At 61.3% G+C, this 24,653-nt stretch carries 25 protein-coding genes; 20 read left to right on the top strand and 5 right to left on the bottom strand.

Annotated features, from left to right (window positions below; genetic code table 11):
* Positions 1–70: 70 nt before the first annotated feature.
* From AC13RC_RS29130 to rsmI, 3 genes are all read right to left on the bottom strand, one after another.
* Positions 71–1,066, bottom strand: a complete 996-nt coding sequence (locus AC13RC_RS29130; RefSeq protein ID WP_488559345.1) for an endonuclease — start codon at positions 1,064–1,066, stop codon at positions 71–73.
* 100 nt (positions 1,067–1,166) lie between these two features.
* Entirely contained in the window at positions 1,167–1,547 is a 381-nt protein-coding gene (locus tag AC13RC_RS29125; RefSeq protein ID WP_488559344.1) for a YraN family protein, read from the bottom strand.
* Positions 1,540–2,448, bottom strand: a complete 909-nt coding sequence (gene rsmI / locus AC13RC_RS29120; RefSeq protein ID WP_488559343.1) for a 16S rRNA (cytidine(1402)-2'-O)-methyltransferase — start codon at positions 2,446–2,448, stop codon at positions 1,540–1,542. Before rsmI ends, AC13RC_RS29125 begins: the two co-directional genes overlap by 8 nt.
* 252 nt (positions 2,449–2,700) lie before the next feature.
* On the opposite strand from rsmI, the gene dnaN reads away from it, so the two are divergent.
* The 7 genes from dnaN (at position 2,701) to AC13RC_RS29085 (ending at position 7,734) form a co-directional block, all read left to right on the top strand.
* Positions 2,701–3,819, top strand: a complete 1,119-nt coding sequence (dnaN, locus tag AC13RC_RS29115; protein WP_113329920.1) for a DNA polymerase III subunit beta — start codon at positions 2,701–2,703, stop codon at positions 3,817–3,819.
* Positions 3,820–3,978: 159 nt separating this feature from the next.
* Positions 3,979–4,572 carry a phospholipid N-methyltransferase PmtA gene (pmtA, locus tag AC13RC_RS29110; protein WP_145322143.1) on the top strand — a complete coding sequence of 198 codons (594 nt, stop codon included), beginning with the start codon at positions 3,979–3,981 and terminating at the stop codon, positions 4,570–4,572.
* Positions 4,573–4,591: 19 nt separating this feature from the next.
* Positions 4,592–5,179, top strand: a complete 588-nt coding sequence (locus AC13RC_RS29105) for a histidine phosphatase family protein (protein ID WP_488559342.1) — start codon at positions 4,592–4,594, stop codon at positions 5,177–5,179.
* Between the two features lies 1 nt (position 5,180).
* On the top strand, positions 5,181–5,873 hold the full coding sequence (gene pyrF / locus AC13RC_RS29100) for an orotidine-5'-phosphate decarboxylase (protein ID WP_488559341.1): 693 nt from the start codon (positions 5,181–5,183) through the stop codon (positions 5,871–5,873).
* A gap of 27 nt (positions 5,874–5,900) precedes the next feature.
* On the top strand, positions 5,901–6,188 hold the full coding sequence (locus tag AC13RC_RS29095) for a DUF1330 domain-containing protein (RefSeq protein ID WP_015338538.1): 288 nt from the start codon (positions 5,901–5,903) through the stop codon (positions 6,186–6,188).
* Between the two features lie 112 nt (positions 6,189–6,300).
* Positions 6,301–7,281 carry a complex I NDUFA9 subunit family protein gene (locus AC13RC_RS29090; RefSeq protein WP_488559340.1) on the top strand — a complete coding sequence of 327 codons (981 nt, stop codon included), beginning with the start codon at positions 6,301–6,303 and terminating at the stop codon, positions 7,279–7,281.
* A 288-nt stretch (positions 7,282–7,569) separates the two neighbouring features.
* Positions 7,570–7,734 carry a hypothetical protein gene (locus AC13RC_RS29085; protein WP_488559339.1) on the top strand — a complete coding sequence of 55 codons (165 nt, stop codon included), beginning with the start codon at positions 7,570–7,572 and terminating at the stop codon, positions 7,732–7,734.
* Between the two features lie 68 nt (positions 7,735–7,802).
* Here the strand turns inward: AC13RC_RS29085 and AC13RC_RS29080 are convergent, their stop codons facing one another.
* Complete coding sequence (locus AC13RC_RS29080) at positions 7,803–8,600, bottom strand: undecaprenyl-diphosphate phosphatase (RefSeq protein ID WP_069611073.1); 798 nt, start codon at positions 8,598–8,600, stop codon at positions 7,803–7,805.
* Between the two features lie 151 nt (positions 8,601–8,751).
* Between AC13RC_RS29080 and AC13RC_RS29075 the strand changes: the two genes are divergently transcribed.
* The 10 genes from AC13RC_RS29075 (at position 8,752) to AC13RC_RS29030 (ending at position 20,463) form a co-directional block, all read left to right on the top strand.
* A complete protein-coding gene (locus tag AC13RC_RS29075) occupies positions 8,752–9,444 on the top strand; it encodes a glutathione S-transferase family protein (RefSeq protein ID WP_015338534.1) in 693 nt (230 codons plus the stop codon).
* A gap of 75 nt (positions 9,445–9,519) precedes the next feature.
* Positions 9,520–10,677, top strand: a complete 1,158-nt coding sequence (queG, locus tag AC13RC_RS29070; RefSeq protein WP_488559338.1) for a tRNA epoxyqueuosine(34) reductase QueG — start codon at positions 9,520–9,522, stop codon at positions 10,675–10,677.
* Entirely contained in the window at positions 10,677–11,549 is an 873-nt protein-coding gene (locus AC13RC_RS29065) for an SDR family oxidoreductase (protein ID WP_488559411.1), read from the top strand. The genes queG and AC13RC_RS29065 overlap by 1 nt, the downstream gene beginning before the upstream one ends.
* A 398-nt stretch (positions 11,550–11,947) precedes the next feature.
* A complete protein-coding gene (locus tag AC13RC_RS29060; protein ID WP_069611070.1) occupies positions 11,948–12,316 on the top strand; it encodes a septal ring lytic transglycosylase RlpA family protein in 369 nt (122 codons plus the stop codon).
* A 207-nt stretch (positions 12,317–12,523) separates the two neighbouring features.
* Complete coding sequence (locus tag AC13RC_RS29055) at positions 12,524–13,813, top strand: RsmB/NOP family class I SAM-dependent RNA methyltransferase (RefSeq protein WP_488559337.1); 1,290 nt, start codon at positions 12,524–12,526, stop codon at positions 13,811–13,813.
* Between the two features lie 220 nt (positions 13,814–14,033).
* Complete coding sequence (locus AC13RC_RS29050) at positions 14,034–15,323, top strand: imelysin family protein (protein ID WP_488559336.1); 1,290 nt, start codon at positions 14,034–14,036, stop codon at positions 15,321–15,323.
* 45 nt (positions 15,324–15,368) lie between these two features.
* Positions 15,369–16,928, top strand: a complete 1,560-nt coding sequence (locus tag AC13RC_RS29045) for a di-heme oxidoreductase family protein (protein WP_488559410.1) — start codon at positions 15,369–15,371, stop codon at positions 16,926–16,928.
* The gene (locus tag AC13RC_RS29040; protein WP_488559335.1) at positions 16,928–18,037 is read left to right on the top strand and encodes an imelysin family protein; all 1,110 of its coding nucleotides are present in this window, start codon (positions 16,928–16,930) and stop codon (positions 18,035–18,037) included. Before AC13RC_RS29045 ends, AC13RC_RS29040 begins: the two co-directional genes overlap by 1 nt.
* A 5-nt stretch (positions 18,038–18,042) precedes the next feature.
* Complete coding sequence (locus AC13RC_RS29035) at positions 18,043–19,128, top strand: DUF1513 domain-containing protein (RefSeq protein ID WP_488559334.1); 1,086 nt, start codon at positions 18,043–18,045, stop codon at positions 19,126–19,128.
* A gap of 531 nt (positions 19,129–19,659) precedes the next feature.
* The gene (locus AC13RC_RS29030; protein WP_488559333.1) at positions 19,660–20,463 is read left to right on the top strand and encodes an alpha/beta fold hydrolase; all 804 of its coding nucleotides are present in this window, start codon (positions 19,660–19,662) and stop codon (positions 20,461–20,463) included.
* A gap of 14 nt (positions 20,464–20,477) precedes the next feature.
* On the opposite strand, the gene AC13RC_RS29025 is transcribed toward AC13RC_RS29030, so the two are convergent.
* Positions 20,478–21,554: a DUF2252 family protein gene (locus AC13RC_RS29025; protein ID WP_488559409.1), complete on the bottom strand. Its 1,077-nt coding sequence runs from the start codon at positions 21,552–21,554 to the stop codon at positions 20,478–20,480.
* Between the two features lie 162 nt (positions 21,555–21,716).
* Between AC13RC_RS29025 and AC13RC_RS29020 the strand changes: the two genes are divergently transcribed.
* The 3 genes from AC13RC_RS29020 (at position 21,717) to guaA (ending at position 24,482) form a co-directional block, all read left to right on the top strand.
* Positions 21,717–22,178: a PaaI family thioesterase gene (locus AC13RC_RS29020; RefSeq protein WP_113329908.1), complete on the top strand. Its 462-nt coding sequence runs from the start codon at positions 21,717–21,719 to the stop codon at positions 22,176–22,178.
* Positions 22,175–22,816: a 5'-methylthioadenosine/S-adenosylhomocysteine nucleosidase gene (locus AC13RC_RS29015; protein ID WP_069611064.1), complete on the top strand. Its 642-nt coding sequence runs from the start codon at positions 22,175–22,177 to the stop codon at positions 22,814–22,816. Before AC13RC_RS29020 ends, AC13RC_RS29015 begins: the two co-directional genes overlap by 4 nt.
* Positions 22,817–22,919: 103 nt before the next feature.
* Positions 22,920–24,482 (top strand): glutamine-hydrolyzing GMP synthase, encoded by a 1,563-nt coding sequence (gene guaA / locus AC13RC_RS29010; RefSeq protein ID WP_069611063.1) that lies wholly within the window; start codon positions 22,920–22,922, stop codon positions 24,480–24,482.
* Positions 24,483–24,653 lie beyond the last annotated feature (171 nt).

The raw sequence follows: 24,653 nt of genomic DNA, 5'->3' as shown, positions 1-24,653 counted from the left end.
GCGATCTCATCGCATGGAACGGGTAAGGGGAAAGTTCATGAAACCGAGCGCATTTTAACGATTGCAGCGATCAGGCGGAAAAACCCTCGATTGTGCAGACGACCATATCGTGGTCGGAGAGCGGCTTGCCTTCTCCGTTCAGGGAGGAAACAAGGTGGCTTTCGCCGACCTTCAAGCTGCGGGTGATGAACCAGTCGAGCTTCATGGTGCGATCGGGAAAGCGCGTGATCAGGCTCGGGCGCGTGCTTGTCTGATCGAGCGGTCCGCCATGGCACTCGAAGCCTCGGCCTTCGGCCATGGCGAACAGCGTATCGGTGGAGAAATCGCCGCCCGTGTGATTGCCGGTGTTGAGATCGCCGCCGATCAAGATCGGCAGATCGGGTGCGAAGGCCTCGACTTCATCGATCAACGCCGCCAACTGCCGCTCGCGATAGGCAGCGGTTGCGACACTTTCGAGATGAACGGAAACGGCGATCATGGGACCAGCTTCTGTCTCAACAATGGCGCCGACAGCGCAGCGGTCGCCGATGCGCGGCTGCTCGTTGCTGTCGTTGAACCAGACGGCTTCGCCGGGTAAGCGGATCATGAAGGCATCCTTTAGGGCGACGGAGGCCATCAGCGCATTGCCGTGAAAGCCCTTCTCATTGAAATCGTCCTTGCAGTAGGAGCGTTCGATTTCCGAACCGAGACTGAGTTCGAGGAACTCGACACCATAGGCGTAGTTCATGCCGAGTTCGCCGGCGATGATCGCCGTCGGGTCGCGCTGCTCGGTGCGGGCCATGCCCAGATCCATTTCCGACAGCAGGATCAGCGGCGCGCTGGTCTCCCGCAGCTTGGCGGCACTTTCCTCGGGAAAGAGGCAGCGCTCGAGATTCCAGGCCGCGACCGTAAACGGAAAGGACAGAGCTTCGATCTTGGCATCCGCTCCGCCGATGCGCACCGTATTCAGGCAGGCGAGCGATGCAAGCTTCTCGGCGTGAACGCCCGCGGTCCTTTCGAGTGAAATAAAGCTCTCGCGCTCTTCCTGCGAGGGAACGATGAATGCGGAAACGATGTTGCGGATCATATTGAAGCCTGTCGAAATAGCATTGTGAGCGCGGCGGAAGTCGCAAACGCTTATCGGTCCGGCAATAGGCTGATTTTATGACGGTCCTGTAACGCCGTGTTCAAAACGCATCCGGAAAATGCTGCGGCCAGCGGCCGGGCAGCATGGCGACGATGTCATAGCGTTGCGACAGGCGGGCAAAATCCGGCTGTCGGGCAAGCCAGAGATCGCTCGCGGCACGGATGCGATTTTGCGACGAGAAGGAAACGGCGTCGATCGCCTCCTGCGCCCCTCGCCTCGATTTGACCTCCACGAAGACTGCGAGATCGCCCTTGCGGGCGACGATATCGATTTCGCCGAGCTTGGTGCGGTGGCGGATCGCCAGGATACGATAGCCCTTGAGCATCAGGAAGGCAGCCGCGAGATATTCGGCCACATGGCCGCGACGCCAGGCTTGTTGTCGCTTAAGCTTCTCGCCGGCCCCGGGCTTCGTATCAGCCATGGCGCTCCTTCATGTCGAGCAGGCGCTGGTACAGCTCCTTTCGCGGCAGGCCGGTGAGGCGCGCAGCCTCGGTCGCGGCCTTGGTTGTCGGCATCGTCCCGGAGAGATCGGCGAGGATGGCATCGACATCGGCCTCCGCGGCAACGCTTTCCGCTGGCGGTCCCACAAGCCAGACGATCTCGCCCTTCACATTGTCGACCGCGTCATAGAATGACGCGAGTTCGGACAATGTGCCGCGCCGGAATTCCTCGAAGGTCTTCGTCAGCTCGCGGCAGACGGCGCCCGCGCGCTCACCGCCAAGCACATCGGCGGCGGCGGCAAGGGTGGCGGCAATGCGATGCGGCGATTCAAAGAAGATGAGGGTCGCCGGCACCGCTGCCAGTTCGGCCAGACGGTCGCGGCGGCCCTTGTCCTTGGCAGGCAGGAAACCGGCGAAGAAGAAGGCATCGTTCGGCAGGCCGGAGCCGACCAGAGCCGCCAGCGGTGCGGAGGCGCCGGGAATGGGCACGACCTTGTATCCCGCCTCGATCGCCTGCACTGCAAGACGGTAACCGGGATCGGAGACGAGCGGCGTGCCGGCATCGGAGACCAATGCAACAGATCGGCCGGCTTCCAGAGATTGCAGCAGCCGCGGACCGGCCTCATCGGCATTGTATTCGTGATAGGCATAGGGCTTGTTCTGGATGCCATAGCGATCGAGCAGGACGCGCGTCACGCGCGTATCCTCGCAGGCCAGCACATCGGCACCGGCCAACGTTTCCAGCGCCCTCAGCGTGATGTCGCCGAGATTGCCAATCGGGGTGGCGACCAGATAGAGCGCCGGTTCGAGAGGGCGGGCCGGGATCTGATTGTTGTGCAGGCGGAAACTGCGCGCTCCGCTGCCTGATTGATCTTCGCTCATGCCGGTCCTGAATTCACTTGGGATAAGCAGCCTTTATGGGCGAGGTACGCACAGACGGCAAGAGCGGTGCAATTCCTGTGGAGCATTGCCATCGAAATGGCGAATTGGCGCTAGGCAAAACGTCTATGCCTCTTGCATTCAGATGGAGAAGTCTGCCAAGTTGCCTGTCCAATCTTTCGGGCCTTGTCCGAAAACATGTCGCTCGGGCGCCTCGGGCCGCCCGGCTAGTCACGGTCGAAAGCGGTAGCATCCATGCGTATTACAATTGAGCGGTCGAACCTCCTGAAGTCGCTGAACCACGTGCATCGCGTGGTCGAGCGTCGCAACACGATCCCGATCCTGTCCAACGTGCTGCTCAAGGCCGATGGCACGAACCTCGACATGAAGGCGACCGACCTTGACCTCGAAATCACCGAGGCAACGCCCGCCAATGTTGAACAGGCAGGCGCTACCACGGTTCCCGCGCATCTGCTCTATGATATCGTGCGCAAGCTCCCCGACGGCTCGGAAGTGCTTCTCGCCACCAACACCGATGGCAGCTCGATGACGGTTGCCTCCGGCCGCTCGAAGTTCTCGCTGCAATGCCTGCCGGAATCCGATTTCCCGGATCTCACTGCCGGCAGCTTCAGCCATTCCTTCAAGCTGAAGGCGAGCGATCTGAAGATGCTCATCGACCGCACGCAGTTTGCGATCTCCACGGAGGAGACGCGCTACTATCTCAACGGCATCTTCTTCCACACGATCGAAAGCGGCGGCGACCTGAAGCTCAGGGCCGTCGCCACGGACGGCCATCGCTTGGCACGCGCCGATGTCAGCGCTCCCTCCGGCTCCGAAGGCATGCCCGGGATCATCATCCCGCGCAAGACGGTGGGTGAACTGCAGAAGCTCGTGGACACGCCGGATGCGATCGTGACCGTCGAAGTCTCCGACGCGAAGATCCGCCTGACCATCGGCTCCATCGTCATGACCTCGAAGCTGATCGACGGCACCTTCCCGGACTATCAGCGCGTTATTCCGGCCAACAATGACAAGGAAATGCGGGTCGATTGCCAGACCTTCGCCCAGGCCGTCGACCGCGTGTCGACGATCTCTTCGGAGCGCGGCCGGGCTGTGAAGCTAGCCCTGTCTGACGGCCAGCTGCTGCTGACCGTCAACAATCCGGATTCGGGCAGCGCGACCGAGGAGGTTGCCGTCGGTTACGAGATGGACCCGATGGAAATCGGCTTCAACGCCAAATACCTGCTCGACATTACCGCGCAGCTTTCCGGCGACGCGGCCATATTCCTGCTGGCCGATGCCGGTTCGCCGACGCTCATCCGCGACACGGCCGGGGACGACGCGCTTTATGTGCTGATGCCGATGCGGGTGTAGCGAAACTAAAGCGCCCTTCATGCGTTTAACCTACGCAAGGGCGCTTTTATTTGGTCCTTTGTCGATTGCGACATTTTCTCTTGTTATTGCGTCATTCCGTTGCAAGATCCTAGAGAAGCAATATGTAAGTCGCGACGGTAACATCTATGGGGGGAGAGCATGGCGCTGCGTCTCAAGGAACGGCTAGGCAAGAAATTCGACGAGGAGATCCGCTTCTTCAAGGGCATGATGCAAGGCCCCAAGACCGTCGGCTCGATCGTTCCTACGTCGTCGATCACGGCCCGCAAGATGGCTGGTGTCATCAACCCGCAATCCGGCCTGCCTGTGCTGGAGCTTGGGCCGGGAACCGGCGCGATCACCAAAGCGATCCTCGAACGCGGCGTGGAGCCGCAAAATCTCGTCGCCATCGAATATTCCACGGACTTCTACAATCATCTTGTCCGCCGTTATCCCGGCGTCAATTTCATCAATGGCGACGCCTTCGATCTCGACACGACGCTCGGCGTACTGCGCGGGCAGACCTTCGATTCCGTCGTCTCGGGCATTCCTCTCCTCAATTTCCCGATGAAGGCGCGCGTCGCGTTGCTGGAAAGCCTGCTGGATCGCATGCCGGCCGGCCGGCCGGTGGTGCAGATCTCCTACGGCCCGGTCTCGCCGATCATCGCCAAGCCGGATCGCTATCATATCCGCCACTACGATTTCATCGTCCGCAATATTCCGCCGGCCCAGCTATGGGTCTATAGCCGCGGCTGAGGCAATCGCTGAGAGATCCATGTACGCTCTTTATGTTACGCATCCGCAGGTGCGCATCGACGCGAATGTGCCGGTGCCGCAATGGGGCTTGTCCGACATTGGCGCCGAGCGGGCGCGCCTGGCGGCGAGCCGGCCTTGGGCGGGCAAGCTGAGCCTCATCGTCTCCAGCGGCGAACGCAAGGCGATCGAAACGGCCGAGGCTCTGGCGACGGCAAGCGGTGCGCCGATCGACATCATCGAGGCCATGCATGAAAACGACCGCAGCGCCACGGGCTGTCTGGCGCCGCCGGAGTTCGAAAAAGCAGCGGACTGGTTCTTCGCCAACCCGCATGAAAGCTTCAAGGGCTGGGAGCGCGCCATCGATGCGCAGGCGAGGATCGTTTCCAATGTCGAGGCCGTTCTTGCGCGGCACGATCCGAAGGTGCCGATCGCCTTCGTCGGCCATGGCGGCGTCGGCACGCTGCTGAAATGTCATCTGGAGGGAAAGCCGATCGCGCGGCAGGGGGATCAACCGCCAGGGGGCGGCAATCTTTTCTGTTTCGATCTTGCGAAGCGCGCCGTCTCATGCGACTGGACACCCATGGAAGATTGGATGGGATGGGCTTGATATGACCGCACGCGACCGCTTGATCGTTGGACTGGATGTTCCAAACCTTCAGGAGGCCGAAAAAGTGGTCGGCGCCCTCGGCGACGATATTCTCTATTACAAGATCGGCTATCAGCTCGCCTTTGCCGGCGGCCTGGAATTCGCGCGCGACCTTGCCGCCAGCGGCAAGAAGATCTTCCTCGATATGAAGCTGCTCGACATCGACAATACTGTCGCCTCCGGCGTGGAGAACATCGTCAAGATGGGCATGTCGATGCTGACGCTGCACGCCTATCCGAAAGCCATGAAGGCGGCTGTCGAAGCCGCCAAGGGCTCCGATCTCTGCCTGCTTGGCGTCACCGTGCTGACCTCGATGGACGAAGGCGATCTCATCGCCGCCGGTTACGAATATGACCCGCATACGCTGGTGCTGCGCCGGGCCGAACAGGCCCATCTGGCCGGCATGGGCGGCATCGTCTGCTCGGCCGAAGAGTCCGCCGCCGTCCGCAAGATCATCGGGCCGGATATGGCGCTGGTGACCCCCGGCATCCGGCCGGCCGGCAGCGACAAGGGCGACCAGAAGCGGGTGATGACGCCAGCCGATGCCATCAAGGCCGGCTCCAGCCATCTGGTCGTCGCGCGGCCGATCGTCAAGGCGGCCGATCCGAAAGAGGCCGCCCGCACCATCCTCGCCGAGATGGACGCCGCGCTCTAAACTACGACGACAATCAGGGAGGTAGATATGGCAAAGGGATATTGGATCGCGCGCGTGGATGTCCGCGACCCCGAGCGCTACAAGGATTATGTCGCAGCCGCGAAACCCGCTTTCGAGAAGTACGGCGCGAATTTCCTAGCGCGCGGCGGCGCCTTCACGCCGCTTGAGGGACAGGCGCGCGGCCGCAACGTTGTGATCGAGTTTCCGTCGCTGCAGCACGCCGTCGATTGCTATAATTCGCCGGAATACCAGATCGCGGCCAAAATCCGGCAGCAGGTGGCAGACGCGGAAATGGTGGTCGTCGAAGGGGTTTAAACCCTTTGAAAAGCGGCCGCTGCAATGCAGCGCGATAGCACTTCACCTCGGCGCGCGGATCGGCTAAGACGAAACCAGATAAGCCCAATCAAAGCCTTTCGAGGAGCCTGCCATGACCCTGTCCAACCTCCCGCCGCTCGTCACCGTGTTCGGAGGATCAGGTTTCATCGGGCGACACACCGTGCGTGCGCTTGCCAAGCGCGGCTATCGCATCCGTGTCGCTGTTCGCCGCCCCGATCTTGCCGGTTTCCTGCAGCCGCTCGGCAATCTCGGCCAGATTTCGATCGTCCAGGCCAATGTGCGCTACCGCAATTCCATCGACCGTGCCGTTGAAGGCGCTCAGCATGTCGTCAACTGCGTCGGCATTCTCGCCGAAAGCGGCCGCAACACGTTCGACGCGGTACAGGAATTCGGTGCCAAGGCGATTGCGGAAGCCGCCCGCAATGCCGGCGCTTCGCTGACGCATATTTCCTCCCTCAGCGCCGATGCCAATTCGCCCTCGGCCTATGCCCGAACCAAGGCACGCGCCGAAGCCGCCATCCTATCGATCAAGCCGGATGCAATCATCCTGCGTCCTTCGATCGTGTTCGGACCGGAAGACGAATTCTTCAACAAGTTCGCCGACATGTCGCGCACCGCGCCCTTCCTGCCGCTGATCGGCGGCGGCAAGACCAAATTCCAGCCGGTCTACGTTCAGGACATCGCGGAAACCGTCGCCCGCAGCGTCGACGGCAAACTGAAGGCCGGCACGACCTATGAGCTCGGCGGTCCGGAAGTGCTGTCCTTCCGCGAATGTCTCGAGACCACGCTTGCCGTCATCAACCGGAAGAAGTCGCTCGTCTCCATTCCGTTCGGCCTGGCTTCACTGATCGGCTCGGTCGCCTCGCTGGTGCCGCTCATCAAGCCGCCGATCACCGCCGATCAGGTAACGCTGTTGAAGAGCGACAATGTCGTTTCCAAGCAGGCGGAAGCGGAAGGACGCACCCTGAAGGGCATCGGCCTGCTGCCGACATTGCTCGTCTCCGTGCTGCCGTCCTATCTGGTGCGTTACCGTCCGCAGGGCCAGTTCACCGGCTCGGGCAAAGCCGCCTGACGATTCAGCCATCTCATGAAGTTCAAGCGCCGCACGGTTCTGCCGGGCGGCGTTTTTTGCTGCTCCGCGAAGGCAGGATCGTACTTTACGACGCTGGCGGAGCCGCGCCATTCACAGCTCAGCGTTGCTTAAAAGACGCAGTGCGGAAATAGTAGCATTAACGTCAAATTTAATATGAACATTTATTGCTATTGCTCATTCCACTGACTAACACAGCCGCGCGTCTCAGGCTTGGACAATGAACCGGTTCGCGGCGCGCTTCACACTTCTGCGGAAAGGCATTCTTCGATGGGCAAGTCTATCGCGCTTCTGTTTGCGTGCGCGGCACTGGTGATTCTCGCAGGCTCCTTCGTGGCTCGCGGCAGCATCGCCTCGATCAAGGGCGAATGTGCGCCAACCTATGGCGTCGACCCCTGCACGACGGGTTCCATCGACGCGTCCTCCCGAAACTGATCGGGTATGAAAAAGGCCGGTTTTGACCGGCCTTCACTTTTTCCAGGATATCAGCCCGACGATCGGTCTCAGCCGAAATAGAGACCGATGAGACCGATTGCGCCGACTGCAATGCGCCACCATGCGAAGGGTGCGTAACCACGGCGGGATACGAAGTCGAGCAGCGCGCGCACCACGAACAGCGCCGAAATAAAGGCCATGAAGAAGCCGATGACGATCAGCTGACCATCGGCGAAGCTGAGATCGTGGCGGCTCTTCCACAAATCCAGCGTGAAGGCGCCGACCATTGTCGGCATGGCGAGGAAGAAGGAAAACTCGGCGGCCGAACGCTTATCGGCACCGAGCAACAGGGCACCGACGATGGTGGAACCGGAGCGTGACGTTCCAGGGATCATAGCCAGGCACTGGAAGAAGCCGATCTTGACCGCCATGGGCCAGGAAAATTCATAGGCGCTGGTGTATTTCGGCTTGAACTCGATCCTGTCGATGACGAGCAGGACGATGCCGCCGAGGATCAGCGAGATACAGATGACCTTCGGCGAATCGAACAGCACGGTCTTGATGAAATCATGCGCCAGTGCGCCGATGACGGCGGCGGGCAGGAAGCCGAAAAGGACAGCGAGCACGAAGTGACGAGCCTTGGCGCTGACGGGGAGCGCCTTGGCGATCTGGACGAGGCGATTGAAATAGACAAGCAGAATGGCGAGAATCGCGCCGAGCTGGATCAAAACTTCAAAAGTACCGGCCGATTTGAAACCGAGAAAATGTCCAAGCAGTATCAGATGGCCTGTCGAGGAGACCGGAATGAACTCCGTAAGCCCCTCTACAAGGCCTAAAACCAACGCGATAACAATTTGTTCAGCCATATCGTGTCCTTTGTCTAACGGCAGGGCGGCCCGATTCGCTTGTGCAAACTAGGCCAAGATCCTATAGCTTCAACCGATGACAAATGACTAGGGCCGCAGGATCGCGACCGAAAAGACTTCCGTAGCATCAATCAGAAACACCCGAGTACCAATGCCGACGCTGTATCATCACCCAATGTCATCTTCCTCCCGGTTCGTTCGTCTGATCCTGACGGAATATGGCTATCAGACGGAGCTGATCGAGGAACAGACCTGGGAAAAGCGCCGCGATTTCCTGGCGCTGAACCCGGCTGGCACCCTGCCTGTCTACGTCGATGACAGCATGCGGGCGCTCTGCGGTGCTTCGGTCATCTCCGAATATCTCGACGAGACACACGGCGTTCTGAAGCGCGATCGCCGGCTTCTGGCCGAAGATCCGTTCCAGCGCGCCGAAATCCGCCGGCTGACGGAATGGTTCATGCAGAAGATGGAGCAGGATGTGACGCGGCCGCTGACGCGCGAGCGCGTCTTCAAGCTGCAGATGACCGCCGAACAGGGCGGCGGCGCGCCGGATTCCAAGGTCATGCGCATGGCGCGCGGCAATATCCGCCAGCATATGAAGTATCTTTCCTGGCTCGCAGGTTCGCGGCAGTGGCTGGCCGGCGAGCGGCTGAGCTACGCCGATCTCGCCGCCGCGGCCTCGGTTTCCGTGCTAGATTATCTGGGCGAGATCGACTGGACGGAATCGCCTGTTGCCAAGGAATGGTATCAGCGGCTGAAGTCGCGCCCTTCCTTCAGGCCGATCCTGGCGGAGCGTGTGCGCGGTGTCACCCCGGTCTCACATTACGCCGATCTGGATTTCTAGAGCGTTTTTCACGCAATTCCGAACGGAAAACCGCTAACGCACCTTATCCTGGAATTGCTATGACGAGGGCTCGATATGCCCGATGATCGCGAAACGGAAAAAGCGGACAAGCGCAGAAGCACGCTGACGGCTTTCGTGCGAGAGGAAGCGCGTGCTCAGGGTTTCGATCTCTGTCGCATCACCAGGCCGGATGCCATTCCGGAAGCGGCCGTCCGGCTCAGCCAGTTTCTCGACAAGGGCTATCACGGCACCATGAGCTGGATGGAGGAGACCCGCGACCGCCGAGGCGATCCGCGCGTACTCTGGAGCGAGACGCGGTCCATCGTCGTCTTCGGCCTCAATTACGGCCCGGAGGAAGACCCGCGCGACATCCTGGAGAAGAGGGATAAGGCGGCAATATCGGTCTACGCCCGGAACCGTGACTACCACGATGTCATAAAAGGACGGCTGAAGGAGATCGCCACCCGCTTCGCGGCGCGCTCGAAAGAGGACGTCAAGGTCTTCGTCGATACGGCGCCGGTCATGGAGAAGCCTCTGGCAGCGGCTGCCGGCCTCGGCTGGCAGGGCAAGCACACGAATCTGGTCAGCCGTGGCTTTGGCTCCTGGCTCTTTCTCGGCTCGATGTTCACCACGGCCGATCTCGAGCCCGATGAGCCGGAGATTGACCATTGCGGCTCCTGCCGGGCCTGCCTCGACGCCTGCCCGACCGCTGCCTTCCCGGCCCCCTATCAGCTCGATGCGCGTCGCTGCATTTCCTATCTGACCATTGAGCACAGGGGTCCGATCGATCCTGAGCTTCGGCCGTTGATCGGCAACCGCATCTACGGCTGCGACGACTGTCTTGCCGCCTGCCCCTGGAACAAGTTCGCCAGTGCCGCCTCGGAAATGAAGCTGGTGGCTCGGGACGATCTCAAGGAACCGTCCATCGCCTTCCTGCTCGATCTGGATGATGCAAGCTTCCGCACATTCTTCAGCGGTTCGCCGGTCAAGCGTATCGGTCGCGACCGCTTCATCCGCAATGTGCTGATCGCTGCCGGCAATTCGCGCGATCGCTTCCTTATAGAGAGATGTCGCCAACTGGCTGGAGACCCATCGCCAGTCGTGCGCGGCATGGCGGTCTGGGCGCTGTCCCGGCTGATGACGGCTGGCGAATTCCACGCGTTTGCGGCAGAAAGAAATGACGAGGCGGACGAAGAAGTCCGCGCCGAATGGAAACTGGCAGGGGTATCGTGATGCATGTGATGATTTTCGGCTGCGGCTATTCCGGAACGGCCATCGCCAAGGCCTTCGCCGGCTCCGGCATTCGCATCACGGGCACCAACCGCTCCGCCGACAAGGCCAAGCAGCTGACGAAAGATGGCATCGAGGCCTTCGTCTTCGATGGCGAGGCCCTCGACCTGGCTCTTGCCGAGGCGATGCAAAGCGCCACGCATCTGGTGCAATCGATCGCACCGGGCAAATCAGGCGATCCGCTGCTGCGGCTGGCGCAGCTCAATCTCAAGGCCTTGATGCCGAAGCTGGAATGGATCTGCTATCTCTCGACCGTCGGGGTCTATGGCGACCATAAGGGCGCTTGGGTCAGCGAGCAAACATCACTGCATCCAATCGCCGATCGCTCCGTCGAGCGGGTCGAGGCAGAAGACGGCTGGCTGCGCGCAGGCGTCCGGCTTGACCTTCCCGTCGCGGTGCTGCGGCTCTCTGGCATTTACGGCCCGGGCCGCAATGCCTTCTGCAATCTGGAAAAGGGAACCGCCCGGCGGCTCATCAAGGCGAACCAGGTGTTCAATCGCATCCGCGTCGAGGATATCGGCGCATGTGCCCGCTTCCTGTCCGATCGCAAGCTCGGCGGCATATATAATGTCACCGACGACGAACCTGCACCGCCGCAGGATGTCGTTGCCGAGGCCGCCCGCCTGATGGGCGTCGAACCGCCACCGGAACAGCCTTTCGAAACGGCTGAGCTGACGCCGATGGCACGCTCCTTCTATGGCGAGAACAAGCGCGTTTCGAACGCGAAACTGCGTGCGCTCGGCTTCCAGCTCCGCTACCCAGAGTATCGCATGTCGCTTGCCGAACTCTGGTCCTCTGGAGCATGGCGCGGCTGAGAAATTGCTCCCGATATCCCCGCTATATCGCATGAAAATTCCTACTTAGCCGGCTGCCTTAGTTCAATTTGCTCCGCATTTATGGTTAATGACCTCTAAAATTGCACAAATGCGGCAGCGATTATGGCAAAGCCGGAAAATTATTTTTCCGATTTTTGTGATGCCTGGCATCGGTCGATGCTTACGAGAAAATTCGTTCTATTTTTAACTGATTTTATTGGGTTTTTTCCACAATTAAGCAAATCCGCTGAATAGTCCTAGTATTCCCTCAGCATCACAAATGTTACAGATTGTAACATTCCGTGATCGATGGTGGCACTTTTTCGCCATTTTTGGCCTGATTTAAGCCCCGCCGCCTACCCAGGGCGCAAGTTCAATAGCTTGAGGGAAAAATCGGTTTGAAGAAAATCGCACGTTCTTTGGCAATCGCCGCAACTATATCCGCCTCCATTGCTGTCGTTTCGACTCCGGCATTTGCATCCGCTGGCTGCGGAGGCGCTTCATGGTACGGGGGAAGCTCCCGAACTGCTTCCGGGGAACGTATGAGTTCCAGAAATCTTACTGCAGCCCACCGCTCGCTCGCATTCGGCACGCGTCTCAGGGTCACCAACAAGCACAATGGCCGTAGCGTCGTCGTTCGCATCAACGACCGTGGGCCTTTCATTCGCGGACGTGTTCTCGATCTCTCCCGCGCTGCCGCACAGAACATCGGCATGGTCGCTTCGGGTACCGCGAAAGTCTGTTACGAGGTCGTCGCCTCGAAGTAATCGCGGCAAGCCGGAACCATCCGGCAAATCGGCATGACGCTTGCTCTCTCGGCCAATCGCGGCTACCACGCGATTGAGACGTCTCAAAATCCGCCGCCTTGGGCACTATTTACGCGGATTGGCGAGCCGTCAGCGATTTTGGTAGGGCGCAGAGTCCCAAGATGAGCTCCAACGGGTTCCGGGTCACGCGCGAGCAGGAGAGTGTGAATGCGTCTGGGCGGCCGATTGCAGGGGGCCATCGAAGTTCTTGCCGATATCGAAGCGCGCAAGCGACCGGTGGCCGATGCCCTGAAAGATTGGGGCCTGGCCCATCGCTTCGCCGGCTCCGGCGACAGGGCCGCGATCGGCAACATCGTCTATGACGCCCTGCGCATGCGGCTTTCGCATGCCTGGCTGATGGGAGACGACAGCGCGTCCGCGCTTGCCCATGCCGTACTCTTCCGCCAATGGGGCCTGACGCCGGAGGCGCTGGCTGCCGAGCTGGACGGCGATAAATTCGCACCCGAGGCGCCGAGCGCCGAAACATTGGCCGCCTTTGCGGCCCGCAAGCTCGAAGATGCGCCTCGTCACGTCCAGGGTGATATTCCCGAATGGGTCGAGCCCTCCTTCAGCCAAGCCTTCGGCGATGGCTGGCTTGCCGAAGCCAAGGCCCTTGCCGAGCGCCCGACGCTCGACCTTCGCGCCAATGCGCTGAAGGCCGACCGCGCCAAAGTCGTGAAGGCCCTGGAGCGCGCCGGTGGGCAGCCATCGAACATCGCCCGTTTCGGCATCCGTATTCCCGCCGGAGAAGGCGCATCCCGCCTGCCGAACGTCACGGCCGAACTTTCGTTCCAGAAGGGCTGGTTCGAGGTGCAGGATGAAGGCTCGCAGATCGTCGCCGATCTGGTCCTGCCTGATGAAGGCGACCAGGTGCTTGATTATTGCGCCGGCGGTGGCGGCAAGACGCTCGCCATGTCGGCCGCGATGCACAACAAGGGCCAGGTCCATGCCTATGACAGCGACCGGCGGCGGCTGGCACCGATCATCGAGCGGCTGAAGCGGGCCGGCACCCGCAACGTTCAAGTCCACGATGACCGCAACGGCCTGCTCCAACTGCGCGGCAAGTTCGACAAGGTGTTGGTCGATGCTCCCTGCACCGGCACCGGCACCTGGCGGCGGCGTCCCGATACCAAATGGCGGCTGACACAGAAAAACCTCGACGAACGCACCAGCCAGCAACAGGAAGCCTTGGCGCAAGCCGGCGAATTCGTCCGCCCCGGCGGCGCTCTGCTCTATGTCACCTGCTCGGTGCTGCCGGAGGAGAATGAGGCACAGGTGAACCGTTTCGCCGCCCAGAATCCGGATTTCGAAGTGGTGGAAACCCTGAGCTCCTGGGAGACGCTGTTCGGCAAGGATGTCGCAAAGCCGCGCTCCTCCGACGGCAAGACCATTACCCTGACACCGGCCTCTACCGATACCGACGGCTTCTTCTTCAGCCGCCTGCAGCGGAAGATGTGAGCTGGCGGCGATCGAGCCGGCTTCCACGCCTTGCTGACGCAATATCCAAACGGCCTATAGCTGCGCATTCACAAGCGAATCCATTTCGCTTGTGGCGTTAAACCCTTGGTCTCTCGCCTTAAAATCGTTCTAAACTAGAGCGTTTGACACAAGTTTGTTTTTCATACATGACACAAATTGCCAAGTTTTGACGGTGCCCCCGCTGTCACAGGAGAGGAACATGAAACTGAAAAACAGAATTGGCGCCGCGCTCGCGGTGGCCGTGGTCACGACCGCCGCATTCAGCCTGCCGGCTCTCGCAGCCGCTCCCGAGCCGGCCGCCGTTCTCAAGCACTATGCGGACCTGGCACATGCCAAATATGAGGATGCGCTGACGACAGCGAAAGCACTCGACAAGGCGATCGATGCTCTGCTCGCCAACCCCAGCGACAAGACGCTGAAGGCGGCACGTGCGGCCTGGATCAAGGCCCGTGTTCCCTATGCGCAGACGGAAGTCTACCGCTTCGGCAACCCGATCGTCGACGATTGGGAAGGCAAGGTCAATTCCTGGCCGCTGGACGAGGGACTGATCGATTATGTCGACGCCTCCTACGGCACGGAAAGCGATGAGAACGCGCTCTATGTCGCGAACGTCATCGCCAACAAGACGATCAAGATCAACGGCAAGGATGTCGACGCCTCGCATCTGACGCCGGAATTCCTCTCGGGTACGCTGCATCAGGCCGGCGGCGTTGAGGCCAATGTCGCGACGGGTTATCACGCCATCGAGTTCCTATTGTGGGGACAGGACCTGCACGGCACGGGTGCCGGCGCCGGCGAACGTCCCGCCACCGATTACGATCTGAAGAATTGCACGCACGGCAATTGCGACCGCCGCGCCGAATATCTGAAATCGGCCTCGACGCTGCTGGTTTCGGATTTGCAGGAGATGACCGACAAGTGGGCGGCGGACGGCGAAGCCACCAAGCATGTGGAAGCCGATCCGAAGGCCGGCCTGACCACCATCCTGACCGGCATGGGCTCGCTTTCCTACGGTGAACTTGCCGGCGAGCGCATGAAGCTCGGCTTGCTGCTGCACGATCCGGAAGAAGAGCAGGATTGCTTCTCCGACAATACCTATAACGAGCACAATGGCGACGCCATCGGCATCGCGTCTGCCTATACCGGCAATTACACCCGCGTCGACGGCACCAAGCTGAAGGGCCCGTCGCTGCACGATCTGGTCAAGGCCAAGGATCCGTCGCTCGACAAGGAAATGGAAGGCAAGCTCGACGCGACGCTTGCCGCCATGAAGGCGATGGTGCATCGCGGCGAGACGGTCGAGAAATACGACCAGATGATTGGCGAGGGCAACAAGGAAGGCAACGCCACCGTGCAGAAGGCCATCGACGGCCTGCTCGACCAGACGAAGAGCATCCAGCGGGTCATCGCCGCTCTCGATCTCGGCACGATCAAGCTCGAAGGTTCGGACAGCCTGGACAACCCGAACGCCGTCTTCACCAAGAAGTAATAAGGGATGGCGGCAGCGCGACAAGGCGTTGCCGCCCCGACACCCATGACACGCATCCCGGCCAATCGTGCCCTTTTGCCCGCCCTCGCTGCGGGTTTTTTGGTTTTTTCCATCACGCTGGCAGCCGCCGATATTCTCGATTTTCCGAGCACGCGTAGCGATCTCTCTACGGAAGAGCTGAAGCGCGTGCGCGACGTGACTCGCGCAACTAGCAACTTCGTCAAGGCCGAACCCTATGAAACGATGCAGGGTGGTGGTCTGACCTCGATCGACAAGATCACGCGCGATATTTTCTCCCAGCCTTCGGCCAAGCTAAACCAGGAACAGGGCCAGGACTTTCATCTCGGCAATGCACTCTTCCGCAAGCTTTGGGTCTCCGCCCCCTCCTCCACGCAAGCATCCGACGGCCTGGGGCCGCTGTTCAATGCCCGCTCCTGCCAGAGCTGCCATATTCGCGACGGGCGCGGCCATCCGCCCGAGGAAGCGGGCGCTGCCGCGACCTCGATGGTCTTGCGCCTTGCGCGGCCCGCCGTGACGCCGGAGGAAGAGCAGGCCGTCAAGGATTTTCACGCACTCAATTTTCCGGATTCGACATACGGGGCACAGCTGCAGGATCTAGCCGTCCCCGGCCTTGCGGCCGAAGGCAAGGTGACCGTCAACTATAGCGAGGAGACGGTGACGCTTGCCGGCGGGGAAACCGTGACCTTGCGCAAGCCGCATTACGGCGTCAGCGATCTCGCCTACGGTCCGCTGGATGCAAGCACCACCCTTTCGCCGCGCATAGCGCCGCCGATGATCGGGCTCGGGCTGATCGAAGCCATTCCGGATGCCGATATTCTCGCCAATGCCGACCCGGACGACAGGAAAGGCACCGGCATACGCGGCCGCCCCGCCATCGTCCGCGATCATCGCACTGGTAAGATCGCGCTCGGCCGATTCGGCTGGAAAGCACAGAACGCGACCGTGCGCGACCAGGTGGCCGACGCCTTTTCCGCCGATATCGGCATTTCGACGCCCGACCGGCCAAACCCCTATGGCGACTGCACGCCCAAGGAAGCCCACTGCCTGACAATGCCGACTGGCGTGCAGAAGCGGATGGGCGACACGGAAGCGCCGGACCCCGTGCTGCCCCTCGTCACCTTTTATTCCGAAAATCTCGCCGTGCCGGCCCGACGCGCGACGAGCCAGTCCGCCGTATTGCACGGCAAGGAGATGTTTTACCGCTCCGGCTGTGCGGCCTGCCACACACCGAAATTCGTGACGCGGGACGGCTTGAAGAGCAGCGACGCCAAGGATTCGCCGCAGGCTTTCCAGCTGATCTGGCCGTATTCCGATTTCCTGCTGCACGACATGGGCGAAGGTCTTTCGGATGGGCAGCAGGTGGGCGTGGCATCCGGTCGCGATTGGCGCACGCCGCCGCTCTGGGGTATAGGCCTGACACAGACGGTGAGCGGCCGGCAGGCCTATCTGCATGACGGCCGCGCCCGTACGCTGACCGAAGCCATCCTCTGGCATGGAGGAGAGGCGGAAAAAGCCCGCAACGCATTCGCCGGTCTTTCGAAGGACGATCGGCAAGTCCTCATCAACTTTCTGGAGTCCCTCTGATGCGCCAATGGAAATGCCTTGCATTCGGCCTGCTGCTTACCGTTGCGGCCCTGCCTGCCCATGCCGAGGATGCGACGACCGCTGGTACGGGCTTGAATGAGGCAGCGGTGCCAGCCACTCTGCAGAAGGCGGTGGATGACGTGATTCGTCCCGGCTACCGCGCCATGCACGACTCCGCCTCGAAACTGACTGCCGCGATGAAGACGCTTTGCGCCGATCCTACGGACGCCACCCTTTCCGGCGCCAAATCGGCTTTCGGCGACACCGTGAAGAGCTGGTCGCGCATCGAGATCGTCGATACCGGCCCGATCATCGAACAGAACCGCTTCGAGCATATCCTCTTCTATCCCGACCGTAAGGGCGTCGGCCTCAAGCAGGTGCAGGCGCTGATCGCTAAGGCCGACGAGCAGGATACGACCGTTGAAGCCGTCGCCGGCAAGAGCGTGGCGCTGATGAGCATGACGGCGCTGGAATATGTGCTCTTCGGCAACGGCTCCGATGTCCTCGGCAAGGAGAAGCAGAGCTTCCGCTGCCGCTATGGCGCGGCGGTTGCCGGCAACATCGAAAACACCGCCAAGGAAATCGCCGACGAATGGGACGCGCCCGACGGCGTGCAGAAATCCTGGAAATTCCCGGGCAAGACCAGCGACGATTTCATGGACAACAAGGAGGCCGTCACCGCACTGCTCGGCATCCTCGTGCACAGCGCTGCCAATATGCGCGACCAGCGGCTGGAAACCTTCTACAAGGGCGATCCGGCGGCGGCGCGGCCGAAGATGGCGATCTATTGGCGCTCGGGCAACACCTGGACGTCGTTCACCGGCAATGTCGAGGGCATCAAGACGCTGTGGGAAAAGACCGACATGGCAAGCCTGCTGCCATCAGACAAGCGTGATGTCGCTATCAAGATCGACGGGCTGCTGAACGAACTCGCGACCACCGCGCCAACAATCAACCCGGATATCGAAGCCGCCATCGGCAACGACGCGGAACGCGCCAAGATCGACAAGCTGCTTTCCATCAGCCGCGATCTCGCTACCGGCTTCAGCGACCAGTATGGCGGCGCCATCGGTCTTTCGGCCGGCTTCTCCTTCGCCGACGGGGACTGAGCGCGATGCGCAGCGGCCTGATCGATCGGAGAACTTTTGTCAAAGCCGCGGGGCTGACCTTCCTGGCGGCCCTGAAGCCCGGTGCCTTGATGGCGCTGGAGCGGGCCGATGCGGTCTATGCTTCCGGCATTCGAAGTGCCGATGGTTCCTTTGCCGTGGCGACCGTGACAGAACAGGGCTACATCGTCGACCAGGTGGCGCTGCCCGCCCGCGCCCATGGCATGGCCTTCTCAAAGGCGACCGGCAAGACCGTCGCCTTCGCGCGCCGGCCCGGCACCTATGCGATGATCTTCGATCCCTGGAACAAGGCCGAGCCGATCGTCATTTCCGCTAGAGAAGGCCGGCATTTCTACGGGCACGGCACGTTTTCGCCGGATGGCAGGCTGCTCTATGCCAGCGAGAACGATTTCGACTATAATCGCGGCATCATCGGGCTCTACGACAGCAGCAACCGTTTTGCCCGCATCGGCGAATACGACACCTATGGCGTCGGCCCGCACGACATGACGGTTTCAGACGATGGCAGATTCCTGATCGTCGCCAATGGCGGCATCGAGACCCATCCGGATTTCGGCCGCACCAAGCTCAACCTCGATCACATGGAACCGTCGCTGACGCTGATCGACGCCGCGAGCGGCCAGCTGATCGAAAAACATACGCTGCCGGCGCAATACGCGCAGGTCTCGACCCGGCATGTCGATATCGACGCCAGTGGCCGCGTCTGGTTCGCTTGCCAATATGAAGGGCATCGCAACGACCTGCCGCCGCTTGTCGGCCATTTCGCGAGAGGCGAGGACCTGAGTTTCGTCACCCTGCCCGACGAGACCACGCGGGCACTTGGCAATTACGTCGGCGCCATCGCCGTCAATCGCGCCGAAAATCTGGTCGGTGTGACATCACCGATCGAAGGAACTTCGGTTACGCTGGATGCGACGACGGGCAAGGTGCTGAAGGTGGAGAGCATCGCCGATGCGGCCGGCATCGCGCCGGCACGGCACGGTTTTGCCGTCTCATCCTACGACGGCAATTTCCTCGGTGCGCACAGCGATGTCGCCTGGGATCAGCATATCGTGCGGATCGCCCGCGGCTGAGCCGGACTTTGGCTGCAATGCTCAGGTAAGCTTGCTGCCTCGATAAAGTGCCGCAATGCCGTCGCGGCATTCAGCATATGTCTCCACATGGGCCGCGACGCCATTTCCCCATCCTCTTCTGCTATAGCCTGCACGATGGTTTCGGGCTGTGAATACGCTCCGACAGCAACTCGCGATCTTCAACAGCGTCGCCCACCATCGCTCCTACCTCGGCAAGGTCAACCAAGGCTGTATGCAAAAGCATATCACCTCATTGTGTTCGCATACATATAACCCATCACGCAACCGTTACGCATCCAATCATTGACCAAATCCGCCACTTCGAATACACAAACAATCAACAGCCTCCGCTTTGCATACACAAGGCAAGCTCGACGCTGAACAGGAATACAGGATCGGCCATATTTGATCCGCGCGTTTGATCATATGCCGCTCCGAGACATACAGAATTTCAGAAGCTTTGCCGCTCCGACATTCGGCGCGGACGGCTTTCTGGCGCCTATTAATCCTCCAACCATAAGGATCACGATCATGATGTTGACCAGACGGAGTTTCTCGACCGCCATTATCGCCGGCGCCGCGGCCTCCCTCGTTTCCGCGCGCGGCGTGGCCGCCAGCAATGCGACACCCGCATCCGGAGCGGTTAAGTCTGCGCCATTGAAGGCACGCAATGTCGTCCTGGCCCACGGACTTTTCGCAGACGGCTCCTGCTGGACGGAGGTTATCGCCCGGCTGCAGTCCAGGGGGCTGAACTGCACGGCGGTACAAAATCCGTTGACGACACTTCCGGAAGCGGTGGGGGCCGCGCAGCGGGTTCTCGATCGTCAGGACGGCCCGACTGTCCTCGTCGGCCATTCCTTCTCCGGCATGATCGTCACCGAAGCCGGTGTGCATCCGAAGGTTTCCGCGCTCGTCTATGTCGCCGCCCGCGCGCCGGATGCCGGCGAAGACTATACGGCGCTCGCCAAGACATATCCGACACCGCCGGCATCAGCCGGCATCGTCTTTGATGGCGACGAAGGACGGCTGACCGAGGAAGCGTTCCTGCGCGACTTCGCCGGCGACTTGCCTAAGGCCAAGGCCGAGGTGCTCTATGCCGTGCAGCAGCCCTTCCAGAAGGCGCTTCTGTCCGGCAAGACCACGCAGGCCGCCTGGCGCAGCAAGCCCAGCTGGTATGCGGTCTCCACCGAAGACAGGACGATCAATCCGGATCTGGAGCGCTTCATGGCCAAGCGGATGGGCGCGACGACGATCGAGGTGAAGGCCAGCCATCTCTCGCTGATCTCGCATCCCGATACAATCGCCCATCTGATCCTGGAAGCTGCTGGGCATTGACCGGTTCGCCGGCCTTAGCCTCTTCCCGCAAATTCCGCCTGCTCCGCCGTGACCGCTGCGGCCGCCGCCTTGACGGCCACACGCAGCCAATCGGCATTGCGCGCATCGAGATCGGCCAGAATACCGGGAACGAGCGAAGCATCGTTGGCGTGGCAATTGGCGATTTCAAACCCCATCAGATCGAGCATGTCAGGCGACAGCAGCACCTCGGCATCACCGTCGACTTCGATCTTGCGGCTGTTGGGCGAGAGCCGGCGCACCAGCAAGCCTCCGTCCACCTGATAGCGCGGATCGGGTGAGCGCGCCCGCCCGCCGGCGATAATACCCGTCCGGATCGTACTGTCCGACGGATCGTGCTTCAGCGACCAGCCGGATTGCAGAAGCGCCTTGACCTCGCGCAATACCGGGCCGCCGCGCCATTCGACATAGGCGATGAAGCGCGGACGGCCCAGGCTGCCGGTGCCGGCCAGACGCGGTTTCGGCTCGAATGTCGTCGCTGGTTCGGGCAACGCCTTGCGCAGTGCCTTGAGGTAGCGGTCCGCCACGGGATCCGTCGCCGGCGGCAGGTTGCGGTATTTCTCCCAAAAGGCTTTGCGCTCGGCATTCGGCAGCAAGACGGCATTGCGCAGCCATTTGTAATCGCGCTCGAGAATGGCGGGAGACGGCTCGCGCAGTCCGCGGCGATAGCCGGCGAGGATGCTGTCGGCAACAACACGCAGCGTCGGGCCGTCCTCGCCGCGCGCCAGCATGGCACTCGTGGCAAGGCGCACGAGATCGAGCGCGTAGGGCATGACGGCCGCCTCGTCGAAATCATTGGCGCCCCAGACGAGGCGGCCTTCTTCATCGCGCCAGGTGCCGAAATTTTCCAGATGCGTATCGCCGATCGCCAGCAATTGCGGCGCACTCTTGAGCTCGGGGCAGACGTCGAGGATGGTTTCCGCCCAGCGCCAATAGGTACCGCGCAGGAAGGAGAAGCTGTCGGCCTTCATCAGCTTGTGCTTCTTTGCCAGACCCGCCTCGACCAGATCGGCGCCGAGCTGCGCCCGCATCCAGGTCTCGTAGGCATCCACCGATTGCCGGATCGTCGTCATCTGCGCCCTCGCCACAAGCATCATCGCTTCGGATAGCATGACTATCCGATCGTGGAAATTCGATGTCCGGAGTGGAGGCTGGAACGCCTCCGCTTTTCCACCGGATAACCCTTGTCCAAACCGCCTCCCCGTGCCAATTTCGCACCCGCGAAAGGGGACGGCATGACAGGGGCAGACGATACGGGGACCAGCGGCGATTTTCGGAGCCGTATCAGGACCAGCTTCGAGCGGCAGGCCGCCATGGCGACGATCGGCGCAGAGCTGACGCGCGTCGAGCACGGAACGGTCGAGATCGAGCTGCCCTTCGATATCAAGCTGACGCAGCAGCATGGCATATTGCACGCCGGCATCATTGCCGCGGCGCTGGATTCGGCCTGCGGCTTTGCCGCCTATAGCGTCATCGACCCTTCCGCATCGATCCTCACGATCGAATTCAAGATCAATCTGATGTCGCCGGGGCGCGGCGAGCGCTTCCTGTTTCGCGGCGATGTCACCAAGCCCGGCACGACGATCATCGTCGCCGACGGACGCGGCTATGCCATCGGCGATGGGCCAGCCAAGCTGATCGCCTCGATGACGGGAACGATGATGGTCATCCGGGGCAGAGAGGGAATTAGCGGATGAAATTCGAACTGAAGCGGGTATCGGGCAAATCGATCCTGTTCGTCATGGCCGCCGAGGCGGAATATGGGCCCTTCCTGCGCTCGCGCATCGATCCGCTGATGACGGGCGTCGGCCCGGTCGAGGCGGCCATCGCGCTGACCCGCGCCTTCGCACAGCTCGAAGCCCAGGGCGATCTTCCCGATCTCGTGGTGTCGCTCGGCTCGGCGGGCTCCGCCAGGCTGGAACAGACGGAAGTCTATCAGGTCACCTCGGTTTCCTACCGCGACATGGATGCCTCGCCGCTCGGCTTCGAAAAGGGCCGTACGCCCTTTCTCGATCTGCCCGCGACGATCGAACTGCCGCTGCGCATCCCGACCATTGCCGAGGGCAGCCTTTCGACCGGCGCCAATATCGTCTCCGGCGCGGAGGCCTATGAGCGCATTGGCACCGACATGGTCGACATGGAAACCTTCGCGGTGCTGCGCGCCTGCCAGACCTATGGCCTGCCGCTGATCGGCCTGCGGGGCATTTCCGACGGGAAGGTCGATCTGCAGCACATTTCCGACTGGACGGAATATCTGCATGTGATCGACCGCAAACTCTCCTATGCCGTCGACGGCCTGTTTACGGCGCTGGAAGACGGCGTATTCTGGTTCTGAGGGGCCAGAAACTAAGCAAAGTAAGGACAATCGGGACAATAAAATCGGCTCTCACGTGATTTGCCCGATTGCCAGGGAAAGCGCTTTTCATTAAAGGCTCGCCATGACCCAGACAGCACATCCAGACACCGTTCTCATCGTCGATTTTGGCAGCCAGGTGACGCAGCTCATCGCGCGGCGTGTGCGCGAAGCGGGCGTCTACTGCGAAATCGTTCCCTTCCAATCCGCCGAAGCCGGCTTCAAGCGGCTGCAGCCGAAGGCCGTGATCCTCTCCGGCAGCCCGGCCTCGACCGTGGACGAAGGCTCGCCGCGAGCGCCGCAGATCATCTTCGACAGCGGCATCCCGGTCTTCGGCATCTGCTACGGCCAGCAGACCATGTGCATGCAGCTCGGCGGCAAGGTCGAGAGCGGCCATCACCGTGAATTCGGCCGCGCTTTCCTGGAAGTTGACAAGGATTGCGCTCTCTTCGAAGGATTGTGGTCCAACGGTTCGCGCCATCAGGTCTGGATGAGCCACGGCGACCGCGTCACCGCGCTGCCAGAAGGCTTCGAAGTGGTCGCGACGTCCTCGAACGCACCTTACGCCTTCATCGCCGACGAGAAGCGCAAATATTACGGCGTGCAGTTCCATCCGGAAGTCGTGCATACGCCCGATGGCGCCAAGCTGATCGGCAACTTCATCCACAACATCGCCGGCATCAAGGGCGACTGGTCGATGTCGGCCTACCGCGCCAAGGCGGTGCAGGCGATCCGCGATCAGGTGGGCGACAAGCGCGTCATCTGCGCTCTTTCCGGCGGCGTCGATTCCTCCGTTGCCGCCCTGCTGATCCACGAGGCAGTCGGCGATCAGCTGACCTGCATCCTCGTCGACCACGGCCTGATGCGCAAGGACGAGGCGGCAAACGTCGTCGCCATGTTCCGCGAGCACTACAACCTGCATTTGATCCATGTCGATGCTTCCGACCGCTTCATCGGCGAGCTCGAGGGTGTTTCCGACCCCGAAACCAAGCGCAAGATCATCGGCCGCCTCTTCATCGAGACCTTCGAGGATGAGGCCAAGAAGCTCGGCGGTGCCGATTTCCTTGGCCAGGGCACGCTCTATCCCGACGTCATCGAGAGCGTTTCCTTCACCGGCGGTCCCTCGGTCACCATCAAGTCGCACCACAATGTGGGCGGCCTGCCGGAGCGCATGAAGATGCAGCTCGTCGAGCCGCTGCGCGAACTCTTCAAGGACGAAGTGCGCGTGCTCGGCAAAGAGCTTGGCCTGCCCGACAGCTTCATCGGCCGCCATCCCTTCCCCGGTCCCGGCCTCGCGATCCGTTGCCCGGGCGGCATCACGCGCGAGAAGTTGGAAATCCTGCGCGAAGCCGATGCCATCTATCTCGACGAAATCCGCAAGGCCGGCCTTTACGACGCGATCTGGCAGGCCTTCGCGGTACTGCTGCCGGTCCAAACCGTCGGCGTCATGGGCGACGGCCGCACCTACGAATTCGTCTGCGCGCTGCGCGCCGTCACCTCCGTCGACGGCATGACGGCGGATTTCTATCACTACGACATGGAATTCCTCGGCCGCGCCGCGACCCGCATCATCAACGAAGTCCGCGGCATCAACCGCGTGGTCTACGACGTCACTTCGAAGCCGCCCGGCACGATCGAGTGGGAGTGACGGGGGATACAGCCAGATAGTTTTGGATATTGTAGTGTAAGTTGCTCCGTCGATAGCACGGAATAGCAATTGAACGACAGCCGGGGCCCTTCGCTAACCTTTTGACGCAGGCGCGCACCGGCTGGATTTCTCCTCAACGTTATAATTGCGCCGGCTACGTTTGGGACCTTG

This window comes from Martinezella sp. CNPSo 3890 (assembly GCF_057784455.1).
This window is presented reverse-complemented; position numbering and strand designations above follow the sequence as displayed.